Origin of the sequence: Bhargavaea cecembensis DSE10 (genome assembly GCF_000348905.1) — a bacterium.
Taxonomy (GTDB): Bacteria; Bacillota; Bacilli; order Bacillales_A; family Planococcaceae; genus Bhargavaea; species Bhargavaea cecembensis.
Map to the genome: position 1 here is coordinate 111,396 of NZ_AOFT01000004.1, position 17,392 is coordinate 128,787.

15 protein-coding genes are annotated in these 17,392 nt (G+C 55.3%); 4 read left to right on the plus strand and 11 right to left on the minus strand.

Translation table 11 applies throughout. From position 1 onward, the window contains the following. Window positions 1-22 precede the first annotated feature (22 nt). Window positions 23-1,084 (minus strand): S-layer homology domain-containing protein, encoded by a 1,062-nt coding sequence (locus tag C772_RS05325; RefSeq protein WP_008298026.1) that lies wholly within the window; start codon window positions 1,082-1,084, stop codon window positions 23-25. A 295-nt stretch (window positions 1,085-1,379) separates the two neighbouring features. Here C772_RS05325 and C772_RS16055 point away from each other — a divergent pair, with 295 nt between their 5' ends. Both C772_RS16055 and C772_RS05335 read left to right on the plus strand, forming a co-directional pair. After that, complete coding sequence (locus tag C772_RS16055) at window positions 1,380-2,435, plus strand: DUF4236 domain-containing protein (protein ID WP_008298027.1); 1,056 nt, start codon at window positions 1,380-1,382, stop codon at window positions 2,433-2,435. Then, window positions 2,435-3,523, plus strand: a complete 1,089-nt coding sequence (locus C772_RS05335; RefSeq protein ID WP_008298028.1) for a thermonuclease family protein — start codon at window positions 2,435-2,437, stop codon at window positions 3,521-3,523. Before C772_RS16055 ends, C772_RS05335 begins: the two co-directional genes overlap by 1 nt. 156 nt (window positions 3,524-3,679) lie before the next feature. On the opposite strand, the gene C772_RS05340 is transcribed toward C772_RS05335, so the two are convergent. Beyond that, the gene (locus tag C772_RS05340) at window positions 3,680-5,029 is read right to left on the minus strand and encodes an SEC-C metal-binding domain-containing protein (RefSeq protein WP_008298030.1); all 1,350 of its coding nucleotides are present in this window, start codon (window positions 5,027-5,029) and stop codon (window positions 3,680-3,682) included. Between the two features lie 128 nt (window positions 5,030-5,157). Between C772_RS05340 and C772_RS16645 the strand changes: the two genes are divergently transcribed. Continuing rightward, window positions 5,158-5,322, plus strand: coding sequence for a hypothetical protein (locus tag C772_RS16645; RefSeq protein WP_008298031.1), 165 nt, complete (start codon window positions 5,158-5,160; stop codon window positions 5,320-5,322). A gap of 117 nt (window positions 5,323-5,439) precedes the next feature. Here C772_RS16645 and C772_RS05345 read toward each other — a convergent pair whose 3' ends face one another. The 5 genes from C772_RS05345 to C772_RS05365 form a co-directional block, all read right to left on the minus strand. Then, on the minus strand, window positions 5,440-6,732 hold the full coding sequence (locus tag C772_RS05345; RefSeq protein ID WP_008298033.1) for a nucleotide sugar dehydrogenase: 1,293 nt from the start codon (window positions 6,730-6,732) through the stop codon (window positions 5,440-5,442). Between the two features lie 15 nt (window positions 6,733-6,747). Further along, the gene (locus C772_RS05350; RefSeq protein ID WP_160162837.1) at window positions 6,748-8,361 is read right to left on the minus strand and encodes a polysaccharide deacetylase family protein; all 1,614 of its coding nucleotides are present in this window, start codon (window positions 8,359-8,361) and stop codon (window positions 6,748-6,750) included. Beyond that, window positions 8,354-10,210, minus strand: coding sequence for a glycosyltransferase family 2 protein (locus C772_RS05355; protein WP_008298037.1), 1,857 nt, complete (start codon window positions 10,208-10,210; stop codon window positions 8,354-8,356). The genes C772_RS05350 and C772_RS05355 overlap by 8 nt, the downstream gene beginning before the upstream one ends. Window positions 10,211-10,240: 30 nt before the next feature. Then, window positions 10,241-11,659 carry a polysaccharide deacetylase family protein gene (locus C772_RS05360; protein WP_160162838.1) on the minus strand — a complete coding sequence of 473 codons (1,419 nt, stop codon included), beginning with the start codon at window positions 11,657-11,659 and terminating at the stop codon, window positions 10,241-10,243. Window positions 11,660-11,721: 62 nt separating this feature from the next. After that, on the minus strand, window positions 11,722-12,561 hold the full coding sequence (locus C772_RS05365) for a polysaccharide deacetylase family protein (RefSeq protein ID WP_160162839.1): 840 nt from the start codon (window positions 12,559-12,561) through the stop codon (window positions 11,722-11,724). A 298-nt stretch (window positions 12,562-12,859) separates the two neighbouring features. Between C772_RS05365 and C772_RS05370 the strand changes: the two genes are divergently transcribed. Then, the gene (locus C772_RS05370; protein ID WP_008298042.1) at window positions 12,860-13,045 is read left to right on the plus strand and encodes a hypothetical protein; all 186 of its coding nucleotides are present in this window, start codon (window positions 12,860-12,862) and stop codon (window positions 13,043-13,045) included. A gap of 193 nt (window positions 13,046-13,238) precedes the next feature. On the opposite strand, the gene C772_RS05375 is transcribed toward C772_RS05370, so the two are convergent. From C772_RS05375 to C772_RS05390, 4 genes are all read right to left on the minus strand, one after another. Then, window positions 13,239-14,429 carry a M20 metallopeptidase family protein gene (locus C772_RS05375; protein ID WP_008298046.1) on the minus strand — a complete coding sequence of 397 codons (1,191 nt, stop codon included), beginning with the start codon at window positions 14,427-14,429 and terminating at the stop codon, window positions 13,239-13,241. A gap of 90 nt (window positions 14,430-14,519) precedes the next feature. Further along, complete coding sequence (locus C772_RS05380) at window positions 14,520-14,765, minus strand: hypothetical protein (protein WP_008298047.1); 246 nt, start codon at window positions 14,763-14,765, stop codon at window positions 14,520-14,522. A gap of 107 nt (window positions 14,766-14,872) precedes the next feature. Then, window positions 14,873-15,418, minus strand: a complete 546-nt coding sequence (locus C772_RS05385; protein ID WP_035001542.1) for a competence protein ComK — start codon at window positions 15,416-15,418, stop codon at window positions 14,873-14,875. Between the two features lie 345 nt (window positions 15,419-15,763). Further along, entirely contained in the window at window positions 15,764-17,167 is a 1,404-nt protein-coding gene (locus tag C772_RS05390) for a hypothetical protein (RefSeq protein ID WP_008298049.1), read from the minus strand. Between the last annotated feature and the right edge of the window lie 225 nt (window positions 17,168-17,392).

Sequence of the window (17,392 nt, forward strand, 5' to 3'; positions counted from 1 at the left end):
ATACCGGAGCGCGTCTTTTGCGTTATCGATTCGACTTGACGGTCACATTATCGATGGAGTCTCCGCCCCATTCATACTCAAAGAACACTTCAAATTCGCCTTTGTGATACCAGAGGTAGTCGTATTCCATCGGGTCTTCGTCTTCTTCTGTTTGTTCAACCGGCCCCATGTGGCGCATCACTTCTTCCAGTGACGGCTCTTCGTCAAAGTAGTATGTCACCGTGGTCACCGGATCGCCTTCTTCCAGAACAGGGTGCGGAACGCCATATTCATACTTCCCGTATACGTGGCGGATTCCGCCTTCGAAATCATACGCAGCTTCCGGCTCCCCTGCCTTCTTCTTCAGCTCAGTGAGCGTGGAGCCGATCTGCACGATGGCATCCGGTACCTTGCCCTGCCTCAGCTCCGAGTAGAACGATGCCGGCATGACGGACTCCTCTTTGCTCACCTTGTCGTAGGACCGGACAAGAAATGTCGCGAGCTGGGCCCGGCTTGTCGTGGCACGCGGATGGTACGGATTGGCGACAGAAATACCATTCTCGAATAGAATTTCAATCGACTTCGCATAGGCAGAGCCGCCGATGTCACGGATCTTCGGCGAACCCGGAAGATCACGGAACGCGAACGTACGGGCGAGCACTTCCGCCATCTGGTCGCGCGTGATGAGGTTACCAGCCATCAGCCGGTTATTGGATCCTTTGAAAATCCCCATGTCCTTGACGATTTTCGAATACATGACGAGTTCCTGGTCCGCCCAGCTGTTCGGCACATCCGAGAAGTTCGGGACAGAAGCGGTTCCGTACGTTTTTACATACTCCTCAGGCGTCAGCCCGCTCTGTTTCACAACGTATTTTCCGAGCGCCTTCACGACATTTCCGCGAGTGAGTTTTCCGTTCGGTTTGAACGTCCCGTCCCCGTAGCCCGTCATGATGCCAAGCTCATTCGCCCGGACAATGTTATCGTGATGCGAACTTTCCTTAGGTACATCTGTATAACCGGCGGCGGATGCCTGAAGTCCCGCTCCGAGCATCATCCCTGCCGCTGCGGCGGACAGCGCGAGCTTTCTGAATGGCTTTCGTATCACACGCAAACCTCCTTTAGGGTGTTACCGGATGAATTCGATGTCGGATGGAATTCTCCTTCCATATAACGGCCGATTTAATTAAACCGACTGATTCGCCTGTTTTCAGCAAAAAAATAATTCCTGAAAATAAAATTGAGGGCGGTGCAGAGGACCTGCGGCTCCCTCATTATTACGTGCATTCCACTTTTTCTATGAGATAAACGTTCCGGATGGCAACTTCACCCACTTTACTTTCTACCAAATTTCATCTATAAATAACTTTGGAATATTTACCAAGAAAGAAGGCAAGCACCCTATGGGTTTACGTTTTAGAAAACGGGTGAAGATTGCGCCGGGGGTTCATGTGAATCTCGGCAAGCGCGGCGCGAGCCTGTCGGTCGGGGGCCGCGGGGCCAGCGTGAACGTGAGCAAGCGCGGCACGTATGCCAATGTCGGCATTCCCGGGACGGGCATCTCGTACCGTGAAAAGATCGGCAGCCGCAGCAAGCGGCCGCAGCGAGTCGCCTATGAAAAGGTGAATCGTGCGCCCGCACCGGATACCTCTGTTAATCAACTCGAAGTTGAACGCTACAATGCGCATGTTGAGATGCTGACGTCGGTCCACCGGGAGTCAGCTGAGGCTGTCGGCTGGACGGCACTTGCGAACCGGTCCATCGATCCGACAACCGACGGCCCGGCCGTCACTGAGGCAAAACGGCAACTCGCAGCCTACAAGCCGACCTGGCGAGACCGGCTGTTCAACCGTGTCGAGGCTAGGCAACGCCAGTTAAATGAGGCAATCACGAAAGCCGCGGAGGACGACAAGCGATCCCTCGTCAAATTGCGCAATGAAAAAGAGTTGGCCCGGCGCGTGCTCTCCGGCGAACGCTCCGCATGGCAAGAAGCGCTCGATCAATCCGATCCGTTCGAGGACATCCGCGCACTCGGCAGCAAGGTCGATGTCGATCTCTCATCCGGCGAGCCCGTCGCATCCCTCATGATCGGCGACCGGGAAGTCGTTCCTACGGTTGTGAAATCCCTCACCTCGACCGGAAAGCTATCGGTCAAAAACATGGCCAAAAAGCGCTACCTCCTCCTTTATCAGGACTACGTGTGCAGCACCGCGATCCGCATCGCGCGGGAATTGTTCGCCCTCCTTCCGGCCGACCAGGTGCTGATCCATGTATACGACGTTTCTCAGGCGGATGAGCCGCCGATCAGGGGATGCATCCTTTCCGTCCGGATCCGGCGGGCAGACCTTGAAGGGCTCGATTTCGAGTGGATCGACTGCTCCGACACGATCGAAACGTTCGAGCACAACATGAAATACCTGAAGACCAAGGGCTTCAGAGTCGTAGAGGAGTTGGTCTGATGGCTGGTTGTCTGTCTGTAATTGTGATCATTTTAATGCTGTATGTTCTGATCAAGTTCCCGCTGGCGGTCATCGGTCTCGCCATTGCAGGATGGGGTTTTTATGAATGGACGGTGAACCGCAAGCTGAAGGCAAAGACCAAAGCCGCTCCGGCAATCCTCATCGTCGGCCTTGCCCTCGCCCTCACCGGCTGTGTCGGAACGGACACCGATGAGGAAGCTGTGGAAGAAGTGACGGAAAAGGTCCAAACGGAAGAATCGTCTGAACCTGAGAAGGAAACTGAGGAAACTGCTCCTGCAACGAATGAAACTCCGAAGAAAACCACTGAGGACAAACCGGAAGAACAGGCGGACACAGAAGAAAAACAGCCCGCCAAGAAACCGACCGAAACCGGCGGAACCACGGCCCATATCCCGGTCGAACTCGTCAAGACGATCGACGGCGATACGATTAAGGTCCGCTACAACGGACAAGAAGAAAATGTCCGCTATCTCCTGATCGATACGCCGGAAACAAGCCACCCCCGCCTCGGCAAGCAGCCGTTCGGCGAACAGGCAAAGGAACGCAACCGCGAACTTGTGAACAGCGGCGAACTTTCGATCGAATTTGATATCGGCGACCGGACCGACAAGTACGGCCGGCTGCTCGCCTATGTGTATGTAAACGGCAAGAGCGTCCAGGAGACCCTGCTCCGTGAAGGTCTGGCACGTGTCGGCTACGTCTATCCGCCGAGCACACGCCACCTGACGCCATTTGAAGCCGCAGAATCAGAAGCCAAGGCGAAGAAAATCGGCATCTGGTCGATCGAAGATTATGCGACCGACTCCGGATTCGATACGGAAGCTTCCGGCCAGCAGAGCTCTGCTGCGAGTGCCCCCGCTTCAACAAGCGGTGCTGCTTCCGGCGGAGGCGGGACATCCGGCGGAACAACCTACGACGGTGACCCGAATGCCCAAAGCGGCACGACCACCGAATGGTTCAAAAACTGTACCGAGCTCCGAACGAAATACCCGGACGGCGTCCCCGCCGGCCATCCCGCGTACCAGTCCAAGATGGACCGGGACAAAGACAACTATGCGTGTGAATAATGGAATGCGAAAGTCCCCCGGCAGCGCCTGCCGGGGGACTTTGTGTGAATGGCGAAATTACAGCCGCGAATGATGAAATCGGACACTCGAATGACGAAATTGCGGCCGCGAATGACGAGATCGGGCGCTCGAACGGCGAAACCGTCACCTATCCACCTATTTCCCGCAACACTTTTTATATTTCTTCCCGCTCCCGCAAGGACATGGGTCGTTCCGCCCGACTTTCTCGGCAATCACATTCTGGCCGGCTCCCGCTGAACCTGCCGTGCCGCCCTCAAGCACCTTCAGCGTCCCGCTTTCCCTGAGCTCGTTCGGCGTGTGCCCGCGGTTTTCCCACATCCGTGTCGCGTTCACCATGTCGAAGAACAGGCCGATCAGTTCGTTTGCCTGCTTGTCGTCATCGAAAACGATCCCTTCATCGTCCAGCAGCAGGCCCATCGCCTGTGCCGGCGGCGTATTGGACGCGGCGAGGTACTGGGCATAGTCGACCCAGTTGATGGCACGGGCCTCCTCGCCGCGGAACAGCTTCCGCTCCGCGAACCTTTGGAACTTCTCCAATTCCGGTGTGACCTCGTAATGGTCCGCATCGCCATACAGCAAGAGCTCTTCCTTGCCGGGTACGTAGTACGGCTTGCCGTTCGCCTGCTTAGAGTAATAATCGAACTGCTCCGGCTCCAGCAGCTCTTCGTGGATAAACCGGTCACCCTTAACATGGACGAATCCGCGGTCCAGCCACTCCGCAGCGGACGGATCCTTCAGCACCGCGGCAAAATCCGAGTCCGCAAACGACGTCCCGTTGTGCTGATTAAACACTTCCCGCACCTTCGTGACCGGGGCGATTCCCCAAAGATGGGTCAGCGCAAGAATATAGTCGACTTTCTCTTGCACACCCTCATCCAATTCTGGCCGAGGCATTCCGAGAAGGATCTCTTCCCCCATCTCATACGGCGTATGGCCGCGATGCGTCCAGCTGCGGACATGGTTGTACATATGGGCAGAGTAACGCATCAGGTCTTCGAAGTCGTCCGGGTCCATCTGTTCGATATAATCTCCTGCCTGAAGAACGGCGATCAGGTTCTGGAATGCATCGCCCCCTGCCTTATTTGCGGCAGACCGGATCCTTCCCATCAGCTCCAAGACTTCCCCGTCATCAAATAAAAGCCGCTGTGTCACGAATTTCTCGAGCGCCTTTGCCTGAGCCGTCCTCTCTACATAGTGATCATCCCGGTACCGGAGCAGCTCCTCCGCCTCCGGCACATAAAACGCCTTTCCTTTCGTCACCTCGAGATACAGCTCTGCCTCGTTTTCCTGCATAATCGTATCGTGCACCAGGAATTCGGATTCTGCCCGCACTTTTTCTGACTCCCGTGCCAGCTTCCGCACTTCTTCCGCGCCTGCCTGTTCGCCTGTCTGCTCCGTGTAGATCTCCGCCACCTTTTCATAGGGGACCACCCCGTATAAACGTGCCGTCGCTGCGATATAGTCCAGCATTTGCTGCCTGTCCATCCGTCACACCCCTCTCGTTCATTCCATGTCCCCCATTATAACGTGAAGAAGCGGGACGACTTCAATCATTCCCTCTCCGCTGTTTCTATGAGAAAATGGAAAAAACGCCGGACGGAAGGTGAAGCCCCATGGACAAATTCAAGAAATCCAACGCTCGCGGGATATTCCTCGGTTCCCTGCTCGGTATGGTGATCGGCATCGCCATGGACAGCTTCGCCGTCGGTATCGGAGTCGCAATCATCCTTGCCATCGTATTCGGGAGCAATGGAGACGAGCAGGAAGAAGACAATTAACTCATGGCTCCCCCTGACTTCACACCGCCCCCACATTTCCCATCACCCAATCAGTTACAACACAAAGAAAGCCGGCCCTCGTGGCCGGCTTGCTCTATGTTTTCCATACCTCAATCCTCACAACGACCATGCCTCCAGCCCGACTTTCCTGAATGCCTCCTTGGGATGGAGGGTCTTCAGGTCAAATACCATCCGGCGGCCGTCCTTCAGCATCGAGCGGATTTCCGGAACAAAGTCCGTTCCGCGGAATTCGTCATGTCCGACAGCGATGACCACGGCATCCAGATTCCGCAAAGCATCCCTTTCCGCAAGCTCAAGCCCATACTCACTCCTGACTGCCGCCGGATCGGCATGCGGATCATGGATGATGACCTCAAATCCGTAATGCTCCAATTCCAGGACAAGGTCGGCGACTTTCGTGTTGCGGCTGTCCGGACTGTTTTCCTTGAACGTGAAACCGAGTACGCCGACCCGTGTGTCCGGGTCGATCCTGCCGTGGACACGGAGCAGTTCCCGGACAATCTGGTCCGCTACGAACTTCGCCATCCCCTCATTGACCGCCCGGCCGGCAGGAACGATCAGCGGCGCAAGGCCGAGCAGTTCAGCTTTGTAGATCAGGTAGTGCGGGTCGACACCAATGCAATGGCCGCCGACAAGCCCCGGACTGAAGTGGAGAAAATTCCACTTCGTCCCCGCTGCCTTCAGCACCTCGGCAGTGTCAATCCCCATCCGGTTAAAGATCATCGAAAGCTCGTTCATGAACGCGATGTTCACGTCACGCTGTGCGTTTTCAATCACCTTGGCGGCTTCGGCCACCCTGATGGACGGTGCTTCATAAACGCCCGCTTTGACCACCGAACGGTACACATCCCCTACTTTTTTCAGCGCTTCCCCGTCGGATGCGGAAACGATCTTTACAATAGTGGACAGCGTATGGACCTTGTCGCCCGGATTGATCCGCTCCGGGGAATAGCCGACTTTAAAGTCCGCTCCAAGGGCAAGCCCCGAGGTTTCCTCAAGGATCGGGACGCAGATTTCCTCCGTCGTCCCGGGATAGACCGTCGATTCCAGAACAACAATCGTGCCTTTGGTCAGGTATTTCCCGACCGTCCGGAAGGCGGATTTGACCGGTTCCAGGTTGGGGGTGCGGTCCGGGTGCAAGGGCGTCGGGACGGTTACGATAAAGAAATTGCACCCCTTCAGCTGATTTTCATCAGAAGTGAAACGCGCCCGGGTTTTCTTCAGCGCAGGTCCGCCTGCTTCCCCTGTTGCATCGATCCCGTCCCGGTATGCCCGGATTTTTTCCTGATTCAAGTCAAATCCTACAACCTCATGGTGTTTGGCCAACTCGAGCGCAAGCGGAAGGCCGACATAGCCCAGCCCGATGACCGCAATCTTATATTCTTCCATTTATTCCCCCTCCTTTCAAAACCGGTCCATCAGTGAATAAAAGAGATGACCGAACCATTCGCCGACCTTGTCTTTCACCTTGTCAAATCCGGAAGGAACATCCGAATACACTACGCTGTCACTGCTTGTAACATGAAGGTTCGTGAAGAAGGCATCCGTGATCGCGTTTTCCTCGTCCTCTATGGCGTTTCCATCAGACAATCCCGCCAATTGCAGCCGGTAACCTTCTGCGGGATCCAATTGCCCTGCATCAATCGTGAAGTCCTCTCCTTCATTGACCCGGACATGGAGCAGGTGATCACGGACTTCGAGCCGGATTCCTGTTTCGTTCTTTCTTGGAATCTGATGCTTGGAAACGACTTTTCCTGCCTTCCTTACGACAAGTTGCCCTTTTTCCACAGAAAGCAGGACTGCCTTGCCTGTTCCATCCGCGATACCCAGGGCAGCACTTTTACCCAATGTGGCCTGCACAATGGCATCCTCCGGGAGCGGCTCCTTCAGAAGGGCTGTGACTTCCGCTCCGGGTTCAGACGTCAGGATGGCCTGTTCCCCGCGAAATTCCGCAGCACCTCCCCGGATCGTCCACCGGTCCGCCTTCTCCTGATCTCCCGTTTCGAACGAAACCCGCATGCCGGTTTCCTCCCTGATCGTCATCAGCAGATGATTGACCGGCCAGTCCGGTCCGACGCGAAGCCGGGTGAGATCCGTGACACTGTCGTCCGGACCGTTAAACAATCCTCCGCTCCTATTGAAATGGAGCTTGTAGTAGGTCCGGATATTCCGGTCGTTCACCTCTTCGACCGCCGGGTGCATATCCTGGTACAGGACATTAGGGCGCGGAATGGCATACACATCAGGCAAGTCCCCAAGCTCCCGGGTATACAGCTCTTTCATGTCTGCGTATTCACCGCTGATCCGCTCCTTCATCCGATCGGCGTCTTCCTTCGGGATGCCGTTTTCATCCCGAAGGAAATCCATCAGAGGATGGTTGGACCGCACGATGTCCATGTCAGCCGACACTTCATCGGCATTTAGTTCGCCCATGTAGTGCCCTTCCCTGTTGAACGCATTGGTATAGGCGAGCTGGTACCCGTTTGTGGCCATCTCCCAGTAGCCGCTCCTCATCATCGTTTTCAAATGGTTCGCCTTGAGATAGCTCCTGTCATCTGAGACCAGATGGTCGGCATAGGTGAACAGGGTCGCCTTATAATTCAGTTTCTCAAGCGCCGGCTGGGCGTAGATGACGGTGTCCCTCTGCCCGTCCTCGAATGACAGGTACATTGCTTTTTCCGGCAAAGGCGATCCGGACCTGTAAAACTCCAGAACCTGCCTCTGTGAAACCGTCTCGAATCCGGAGCGTTTCAGGGCGGACAGATGGGCGGACAGCTCATCTTTCGAGAGGCTGTGCCCACTTTCATCCCGGGAGGCTCCCGGATAGCTGATCGCGATAAACCCGTCATCATTGGCCATCGGTACATCCGGTGTCTCATAAGTCTTCATGAGGAACACTTCCTGCACGAGGACATAGGAGAGCAGGGCGATGACGGCAGCCTGGATCACCGAACGGATTTTTTTCCTGCGGTTTTTCCGGTCGGGATCGAGCACGGCAAATCTGTGCTTTTTACTCATCTCCATCCCCTGCCTTTACATGCCGTGCCCATCGTTTCCCGCGTTTTTTCTCGGCAGCGACGTCCTGTGGCGTATTTCTCGTCCCCCATGTTGACTTATAGAACGTCACCCAGGCGACCGGCATTTGCCAGAGCAGGATGAACGTGTAGTAGAGGACGAAGACGAACCCGTAGGCCCAGAGCCTGCTTTTCCGGAAAAACAGATACGCAAAGCTCATCAGCATCGCCATCAGCGCAAGGCCCACGATGAAAGTGGACGGGAAAAACCCGTGAAAGATCGGGATGTAAACAAAGTTGTAGAGCACGACAATCGGAGCCGCAATCGGGACGATGAGCCCGACCAGGAAAAACAGGAACATCAGCGGCTCTTTTTTCCACATGAACGTCAGTGCCCGGAGTGACTCCCTGAGCCATGACCGTTTCCACCGCATCTGCTGGCGGAGGAACATCTTTCCGGTCGACGGCACAATGGTCGAGCAGACAGCGCTGTCCTGGTAACCGGTCCGGTGCGTCTTCAGAATATAGTTTGTCATGCTCCTGTCATCGCCGAATGTTGCCGGGTGTCCGAGGAAGCGCTGGTTGAGCCAGGCGTCGGCATACTGGAGGACCAGATCCTTCCGGTAGCACGACAATGGCCCCGACAGGCAAGTCACCGCGTCAAAGTAGGCTTCTGCCGCTTTCATGATCCGGAATGCGATGTAGTAGCGGACCGTCTGCAGCTTTGTCAGGAAATTGGTGAACGGATTGGCCACTTCGGTCCTTCCCGCCACCCCGCCCATGTCGGGATCCTGGAACGGCTGAACAAGATTTCGGATGGCGTTCGGCTTGAGGAAGCTGTCGGAGTCGACGAACACCACGAGGTCATGCTTTGCTCGCTTCACTCCGTGAATCAGCGCTTCACGCTTTCCGGAGTTCTTCTCCAGAGAGAAGAAGGAGACACGCTGCCTCGTTCCGAACCGCCCGCCATACCGGTGGATCTCACGGAGTGTCTTTTCGATTTCCGCTGCGGTCCCGTCTGTCGAGCAGTCATCGACGATGATGAGCTCCAATTTCCCCGCCGGATAAGACTGGTCAAGGCAGCTTGCAATCGTCCGCCCGATCCACTGTTCTTCATTAAATACCGGAATGATGATCGACACACCCGGCTCAAACCTGGGATTCAGCGGAACGTTCCGGTACAGGGTGCCGAACAGATACCGGCTCAAAAGGAATGTTGCCGCGATGAGGCTATACATGTACAGGAACTGGTGGAACCTGAAATAGACTAGGCTTTCGGTGCGCATCAGAACCACGAGTGACACGATCAGCATCATGATGAATCCGGCTGCCGGAACGGAGAACCTCCAGCGATGCCGATGCAAATGATCTTTCAATGACTGTTCAAATCGGACGGCAACATAAAGGTCCTCTCCGCCATCCGCCCTCTTTCTGAAAGTCCTGACAACCTTGACCCTTATGCTGATCTTGGAATCATAGCCTTCCGGCATCACCCCGCCGGGTACTGAAAACCTGAACTTCCCTTCCCTTAGTTTGTCGAGGTCCCCGTCATGATCACGGGGAATTTTCAGGAGCATCCCCGTGTCCGATATTTCCACACATCTTGCATACATGAAGCGGTCCTGATGATCATCTGTGCTGAACCTGGCCCGAACCGGAAAGTCCGCCTCATAGCGCTGCCCGCTGTCCTTCCATTCCTGAACGGCATTCGGATGGAGCTCCGCCGGCATTTCTTCTCCTGCAGGGAATCCCCGCCGGTCAACAGCCATCCGGTTCCCGGGCGTTTCCGGAACATTGGGCAGGTGCCTTCTATCTTCCTTCGGGCGGGCCAGTATTTCTTGGCCGGTAGCCATTTTTATCTCCCCACATTTCTTTTTGGTCCCTTATAGCCCGGTCTCGGAGAGCAGCTCTCCGATTGTCTTGAATTCATAACCCCTTTCCTTCAGCTCATCCAAGATTTTAGGAAGTACCGAAATGGTGTGCGACTCATCCTGGATATGCATCGTAATGATGCTGCCCGGCTTCACATTGTCCACGACCCTATGGTAGACCTCCTGTTCTTCGAGGTTCATATTCCAGTCAAACGACGAGACGTCATACAGGAGGATATAATCCACTCCGGCCGCGGTAATTTTCTTCGCCGCGTCCTGATCAAGCTTTCCTTGTGCCGGCCGCATATAGTTGGACGGCGTCTCCCGGATCGCTTCGGCAATGACTTCATCCGCCCGGATCAGGTCTTTCTGCAAATCTTGAAGCGTCATCTCCGTAACTAATTGGTGCGAATACGTGTGGCTCGCAATCTCATGCCCTTCCTCCAGGATCAGCCTGGCGAGCTGCGGATTCGTCTCGACGCCCCTGCCGATCAGGAAGAACGTCGATTTGATATCGTATTCCTCCAGGATTTCAAGGACCCTGGAGATGGTACGGTCACCCGCCCAGTCATCGAATGTCAGCGCCACGACTTTCTCCTTGACAGGGAAGTTCCGGACCACCCTTGGCTTTGCTTCTTCAAAGTTTTTGTTGACAGTCAGACCGTTCGATTTATAGTAGGCTCCTCCGTATGAGGTCTCGGCCAGTTCCCCCAAGGTTGTCAGGCCGTAGCCCTCCTCCCCGGCCATCCGGGCAATCATCGGAACGGCATCAACAACTGCAGGGTTGGTTGCCGCATTCAGCTGGATGATCGCTCCCCTTACCATGAACCTGTCAATATAGCCGGTGATGTCCTGCGCCGTTTTCATCTCACTGTCCTTCGGGCTGATCGTGTTCATCACCAATTCCAGTCCCGCCTCAGCGGCCGCCTGTTCAAATGCTTCCGAAGTGTCGCCGTTCCGCGTCCGCGCATACTTCGGTGTAACACCAAGCCGATCATTGAAAATCTGATTGGCCAGTTCCACTTCCCGGTAGGCCTCCTCATAGTCCAGCCCCTCCGGCAGGACATTGTTCAGGGTGCCGTTTTCAACCTCGTGGCCCCGTTCAAGGATTTCCTTTGCCAAATCGGGTTCCTCCGCCACCCTCATCGCCGGAATGAAAAATGTCGCCTTCACGCCTTCCAAGTCCAGCGCATCAAGCAGCCGCTCCGTTGTCTCCCGGTCCGCCAGTCCGTTGAAGGTTAGCGCCATCGACTTTTCCGTCGTCAGGATGAGGCGGAGCGGAGGCTTTGTCTGGGCATTCGGCTCGGGGACAACAACTGCCGGCGGCAACTTCTCTCCCTCCGGTTTCTCCACTTCTTCAGGCTGCGCCCGGCATCCGGCGAACAGCAGGACCGCCAGGAGGCCGATGACTGTGCCCACTCTCCATCTCACGATTGCCTCACCTCCCTTGCTTTGATCATTTGTTTGGCGGTTATCTTCCATTGATGCAACTCCTATAAACCCGTCTCCGAAATCAGTTCCCCGACCGTCCCGAACTCATATCCCTCGGCAATCAGCCAATCCAGGATTCCCGGCAAGACCCGGATGGTATGGGCATTGTCCAGAATATGCATGGTGATGATACTGCCCGGCTGAACGCCGTCCATCACCCGTCTGTACACTTCCTGATCCGTCAATGCCGGATTCCAGTCATCTGATGAGACGCCGACCTGAATGATATAATCCACTCCGGCTGCAGTAATTTTCTGTGCCGTTTCATGATCCAGCCTTCCTCTGGGCGGCCTCACATAATTGGCCGGTGCTTGCCCGATTGCATCTGTAATCACTCCATCAGACTTGATGATCTGCTCTTGCATCTCCAATAGAGGGAGACCGGGAAGCTCAGGATGGGAATACGTATGGTTGGCAATCTCATGACCGTCTTCGAGAATGGCCAGCGCCAGCTGCGGATTTCGTTCAACGCCTTCACCAATGAGAAAGAAAGTTGAATGGATCCCATATTCCCTCAGAATCGAAAGCACTTCGTTTACCGTCTGGTCGCTTGCCCAGTCATCAAAGGTAAGCGCGATCTTTTTGCCTTCTGTCGGGAACCGGTCAATAACCTTCGGCTTCGCTTCCTGATAGTCTTCGTTGAATGACAGCTGATTGAATTCAACAGCAATGGGTTCGTCAAGTACGTCCTCAGGTTCTCCCCGTCCGGGACTGACATGGCAGCCTGCAGCCAGCAAGGCCAGTGAGACGGCGGTGATCCAGATGGGTTTACGTATACCATCACAACCTTTCGCTATTTGGATTGCAGAAGCACCGCTGTCCCTATTTATATTCAGGACCATCTTCCCATGCATGGACCAACGCATAGACTGGGACTGGTTCCTTCGCGGAGAGAACCCTCTTTGGAGGACAAGCGCCCATAAAAATAAGGAAGACCAATGACTTTTTGGGACATGTTATTTACCTCCCTTTTAGACAACCGGCCACTCTTACTGCGATCCGGAACAAAAAAAACCGGCCTCCAGAAGCCGGTTTTCTGCATCTCATTTTTTAGTTGGCCAGTGCTGCCGGATCCCCGGTTTCTTCATGTGAAACTTCCCACCCCCTTTTTCCGTATAACTGGAAAAGGAGTGAACGGACATGAGAGAAAAAACGAGAGGCACCTTCAATAGCGCTGGCATTGCCATCGGGATCAGCTACGCCTTCGTCTTTGGCATGCTGTTCGAGAACATCGCCCTCGGCATCTCATTCGGACTCATCTTCTCCATCGTCTTCAGCAACGTCTTTAACGGGGCAAATAGAAAAAAGCGGGAGAGATGTGACTGATGCCGGGCGAAAAGCGGAGCTCCGACGTTAATTGGACTTGGCTGACGATGGGGATGTGTGCAGGCCTCCTCGTCGACATCCTGACCGACAGCATGCCGTTCGGGATCCTGGCCGGCTTTGCCTTTGCGTTAATCTTTGCACCGACTCCACAATAAAAAGAGGAAGCCGGGCATCAATGCCGGCTTCCTCTTTATTAATGGACCGCGTTCAAATAATCCACAGCGAACCCGCTCATGGCGATGATCCCCGTCGGAATCGCCTTTTCATCAAAAACGATGCCCGGGTTGTGCAGAGAGAGATGGGTGCGGCTGTCTTCGGCGTTCCTCGTGCCGAGCCGGAACAGCATGCCCGGAATCTGCTCGAGATAATAGGCGAAGTCTTCGCTGCCCGTCGACGGTTCTTTCAGATAGTCGATGTTTTCCTGACCGAGGTGCTTTTTGAGCGACTGTTCCAATTGGCCGACCAGGTGCGGATCATTGATGACCGGCGGACATCCCGCCCCCTTGAAATCAACCTCTGCCTCTGCATTCGATGCGGCAGCGACGTGGTGGGCGATTTCCTTCATGCGCTTTTTGATGTAATCGCGGGTCGTCTGGCTGAGCGTGCGAACAGTACCCGATACGTTCACATCGGTCGCGATGACATTATTAGCGGTGCCTCCATCGATCTGGCCCGCCGTAATGACAGCCGGGTCGAACGGTGACAGGTTCCGGGAGATGATACGCTGGAACAGGTCCACGACATCACCCGCCACCGGCACGGGATCGACCGCTTTTTCCGGATGGGCGCCGTGGCCGCCCGTACCCTTGACAGTCACATGGAACGTATCGTTCGCCGCGGTCATCGGGCCGGGCCGGATGCCGATTTTCCCTGCATCGGTCGACGGCCATGTATGGAGACACACCGCGTGGTCAGGCTTCGGATTCTCGAGCACGCCCGCCTCAATCAGTTCCGGGGCGCCCCCCGCCTTTTCTTCTGATGGCTGGAAGACGAACTTGATCGTGCCCTTCCAATCATCGCGCGTCCGATCAAGCACCTTTGCTGCACCGATCAGCACGGTCGTATGGATGTCATGGCCGCAGGCGTGCATGACATTCGGCTTCTCAGAAGCGAACTCCACACCGGACTCCTCCATCAGCGGCAGTGCATCCAGGTCCGCCCGCAGCATAAGGACAGGTCCGTCACCGGCCTTCCCGTGCATTAGCCCGACCGCGCCCGTCTCAAGGCCAAGCTCCTGCCACTCGATAGTCGTATCCTTCAGCTGTTCCTTCACGAACTTGGTGGTCTCGTATTCCTCATGGCTCAGCTCCGGATGCATGTGGATATGCCTCCGGATGCGGATCATTTCCTCTTTAATCTCTTCAACGATTGCTTGAATCTCCATCAAATCCTCCGTTCTGTTTGGGTTTGGATTCTATCTCCCGATACCTTTCCATTACCCGCAACTGCCCGGAGGTATGTATGGTTCCCTCCCTCACCTGCCCTTCATTTGATCCGACAACCTGCCTTCCGCCCATTCAAGCACCGCCTCACCCGTCCTCCGCTCCGATGCAGCGGCCCGCAGCACCTCAAACACTTTCCCTTCGCCATAACCGCCGATCAGCTCAATCAGGCAGCCGTAGGCAAACAGGTCGAGCGGAGCGATCCTCGCATCATAGAAAAACAGGATTTCGTTCACCGGGTCCATCCGGTCAAGCCCGCCCGTTCCTTCCCGTTCCATCCCATCCGCTCCTTCCGGTTTCTTTCCATTTAGATAGGCCCCCAGGAAGGGAAGTGGACATCCGAGCGCCAAAATAAGCCCCTGCTCTTCGCTGAGCAGGGGTGGGTTCAATTGTCTTCGAAGTTCCGCTGTCCCTCCCGTTTGACTAGATGGTAGCTTTTTTGGGGCTCCCGGACGAGGAGGATCCGGGTTTTTCGGCGTTCGACAAGCTGGTATTTAAACCGAAGGGCTTTCTGGAACTGATTGTGGAAGCTGAATCGGCTGACAGGCAGCGTGACGGTGTGGCCGTTCGTTAGCGTCACGCAGGTCTTCCCCTTCTCCACCGCCTCATAGCGCTCAATGTGGTGCAGGGCGAACCAGGTGCAGTCTTCGCGCGAAGGCGAAGTGGTCGGAAAGAGGATGATCGTCTCCTCCCCCTCTATGCGGACAGGCGTGTTATGCGTTCTCGACAGGATGTAATTGGCGCCGTCCCGCGCGCCGCGGAAGCTGGTTCCCTGCGTCCGCAGCGTTCGGTCAATCAGTTGTGTCGGGCTTTCCCCGACCGTGACATATTCATCCGGCAGCAGCACTTTTGCGTGCAGGTCCCCAAAAGCGTCATACTCCGGAACAATTCCCAGCGTCTCCTGTCCTATCAGGAACATGGCTGATTCCATTCCCCCATCCCCTTTATCTTTTCTGGCAACGCCCATGAAACGCTTAAGCTCAATCTTGTTCCTTATGTACCGCCATTCACCCGTTTCATCCCCCTCACCTCACACCCCTCGACTAAGAAAAAGGAACCGGACTGACAAGGAAGCAAATGACCCACTAAAATCCAAATCATTGGAATAAATGAGTGATGATTCCCTTTCTGACTTCATTATAGATATACCCGTTGATAAAAGTCTATCTATTTTGACAATTAAAGTTGATTATTGCTAAATATTGTCGCTGAACGTGAAAAAGCCGCCTGGAGAACAGGCGGTTCTGGATGCATTAAATGGATGGTGGCTCCTAGCTCAGCTTTCCCCTTTAAGACGCTCTGGCCTCTTCATCCACGGAACCTGTTCCAGCCTGCCCGGGCGCTCCCCGCCGGCCAGCAGGTTGTTGTACTGGCCGGTGTAGCCCAGCAAGTGGAGAAGTGCGAGCTCGAGGTACTGAATGCCAAGCTGGAGGATGGCTTCCTTGTCCCGGTCTCCGAGAGACTGGAGATTGCGCCGGTTGGCATGGATCGTTTCCTTGTAATAGGCGGCAATCAGCTGCGGGCCGTCCGCATAGCCGCCGGTCCGTATGGTGTGCCGGGGGATGGATACCGGGATGGCGCAAAACTGGAGAAGCCTGCGAATCTGCATATCCACAGGGAATCTTTCGAACTCCTGGGCGGATAGGACCTTTTCTTCCTCGACGAGCACTTTCCATGCCAGCTTCACCAATGCGGCGTGGACAGAGACCAGACGGTTCTCCGTGAAGCCCGACGATTTCGAACTGAGATACCAGTGCAGCAGTCGCGGAAGCGTCTGCTGCCAATGCGGAATCGTGAATTTCTCCATCACGCTTTCCACGAGGCGGCCGAGTTTATCCTCTGGATCATTTTCCACGCCGGGACACCAGTTGGCCTGGTTTCTCCAGCTGTCGATTGCCGGTACCCGGTACTGCTTGAACACGCCGCCTTTTGAATCACTGCCCTGGATGCTGCAGATGCCGACGGACCGGCCCGCATTAAAGGACAGCACCCAATTCAGGGCATCGATCAGTTCATTGATCGTCTGCGGATCGGCCGGCTGCCTGTCGGTCCGTTCGATCAGACCGGCATGCGTCACCCCGTAGCCCCCCAGTTCATCCAGGCTCCGATACGTCTCGTCGTAGTTATGGACCTGATCGAATGTGAGCCGGTATGCACCGTGGCGGACCCGCATTCTCCCCCTGTAGATCAGATTCAGGTGACGGATCGGCTCGCCTGCTGTCCCGTAGAAATTCACGACCGAGAAATGGACCCGATCAGCCGGACGCAACGGCTGGCTGAACGCCCCCCTGACGGAGCCTGCCAATTCGGCTCTTTCCATGTTAAACCGATTGATGAACGCCTCTCCCCGGAATCCGGCCGGTGTCATCATGTTATAGGTGCGGAAAACGGATTCCTGCAGAAGATTCTCGGCCTTCTCCGCCGGTATGCCGAGCCCGGTGATGGTACCCACCCATTCAATCTTCAATTCCGGGTACCATTTAAGCGTAACCTGGCCGTTCAGCCGGAAGATCTCCACACCGTCTTCCAATGTAAACTCGCCCGAATACAGATGCACTGCCTGATTGACAAAGTTCATTTTGAGCGGGGAGACCAATGCATCCTCCACACCCGCCGGATTTTGCCCCTCTTCCCCAAATAACCGCAACGCCTGTTTCCGACGAGCCGATTCCACATTCATTACCGGTTGACTCCTCTCCATTCCCATGATCATCATTTTACGACCGGTGACCTCGTCAGCAAAAACGTTTATGCCCTGTCGAATTGGCCCCATCTCCGATGGCAACTGCCTATCAGCGGTTCCAACTTGCGACCCCTTCCGACCTGTTCACACAATCCCTTGTCCATTTCCTCATCCCTATGAGGAAACTCCTAATGTTTTTCTATCATAGCATCCGGTTACCCC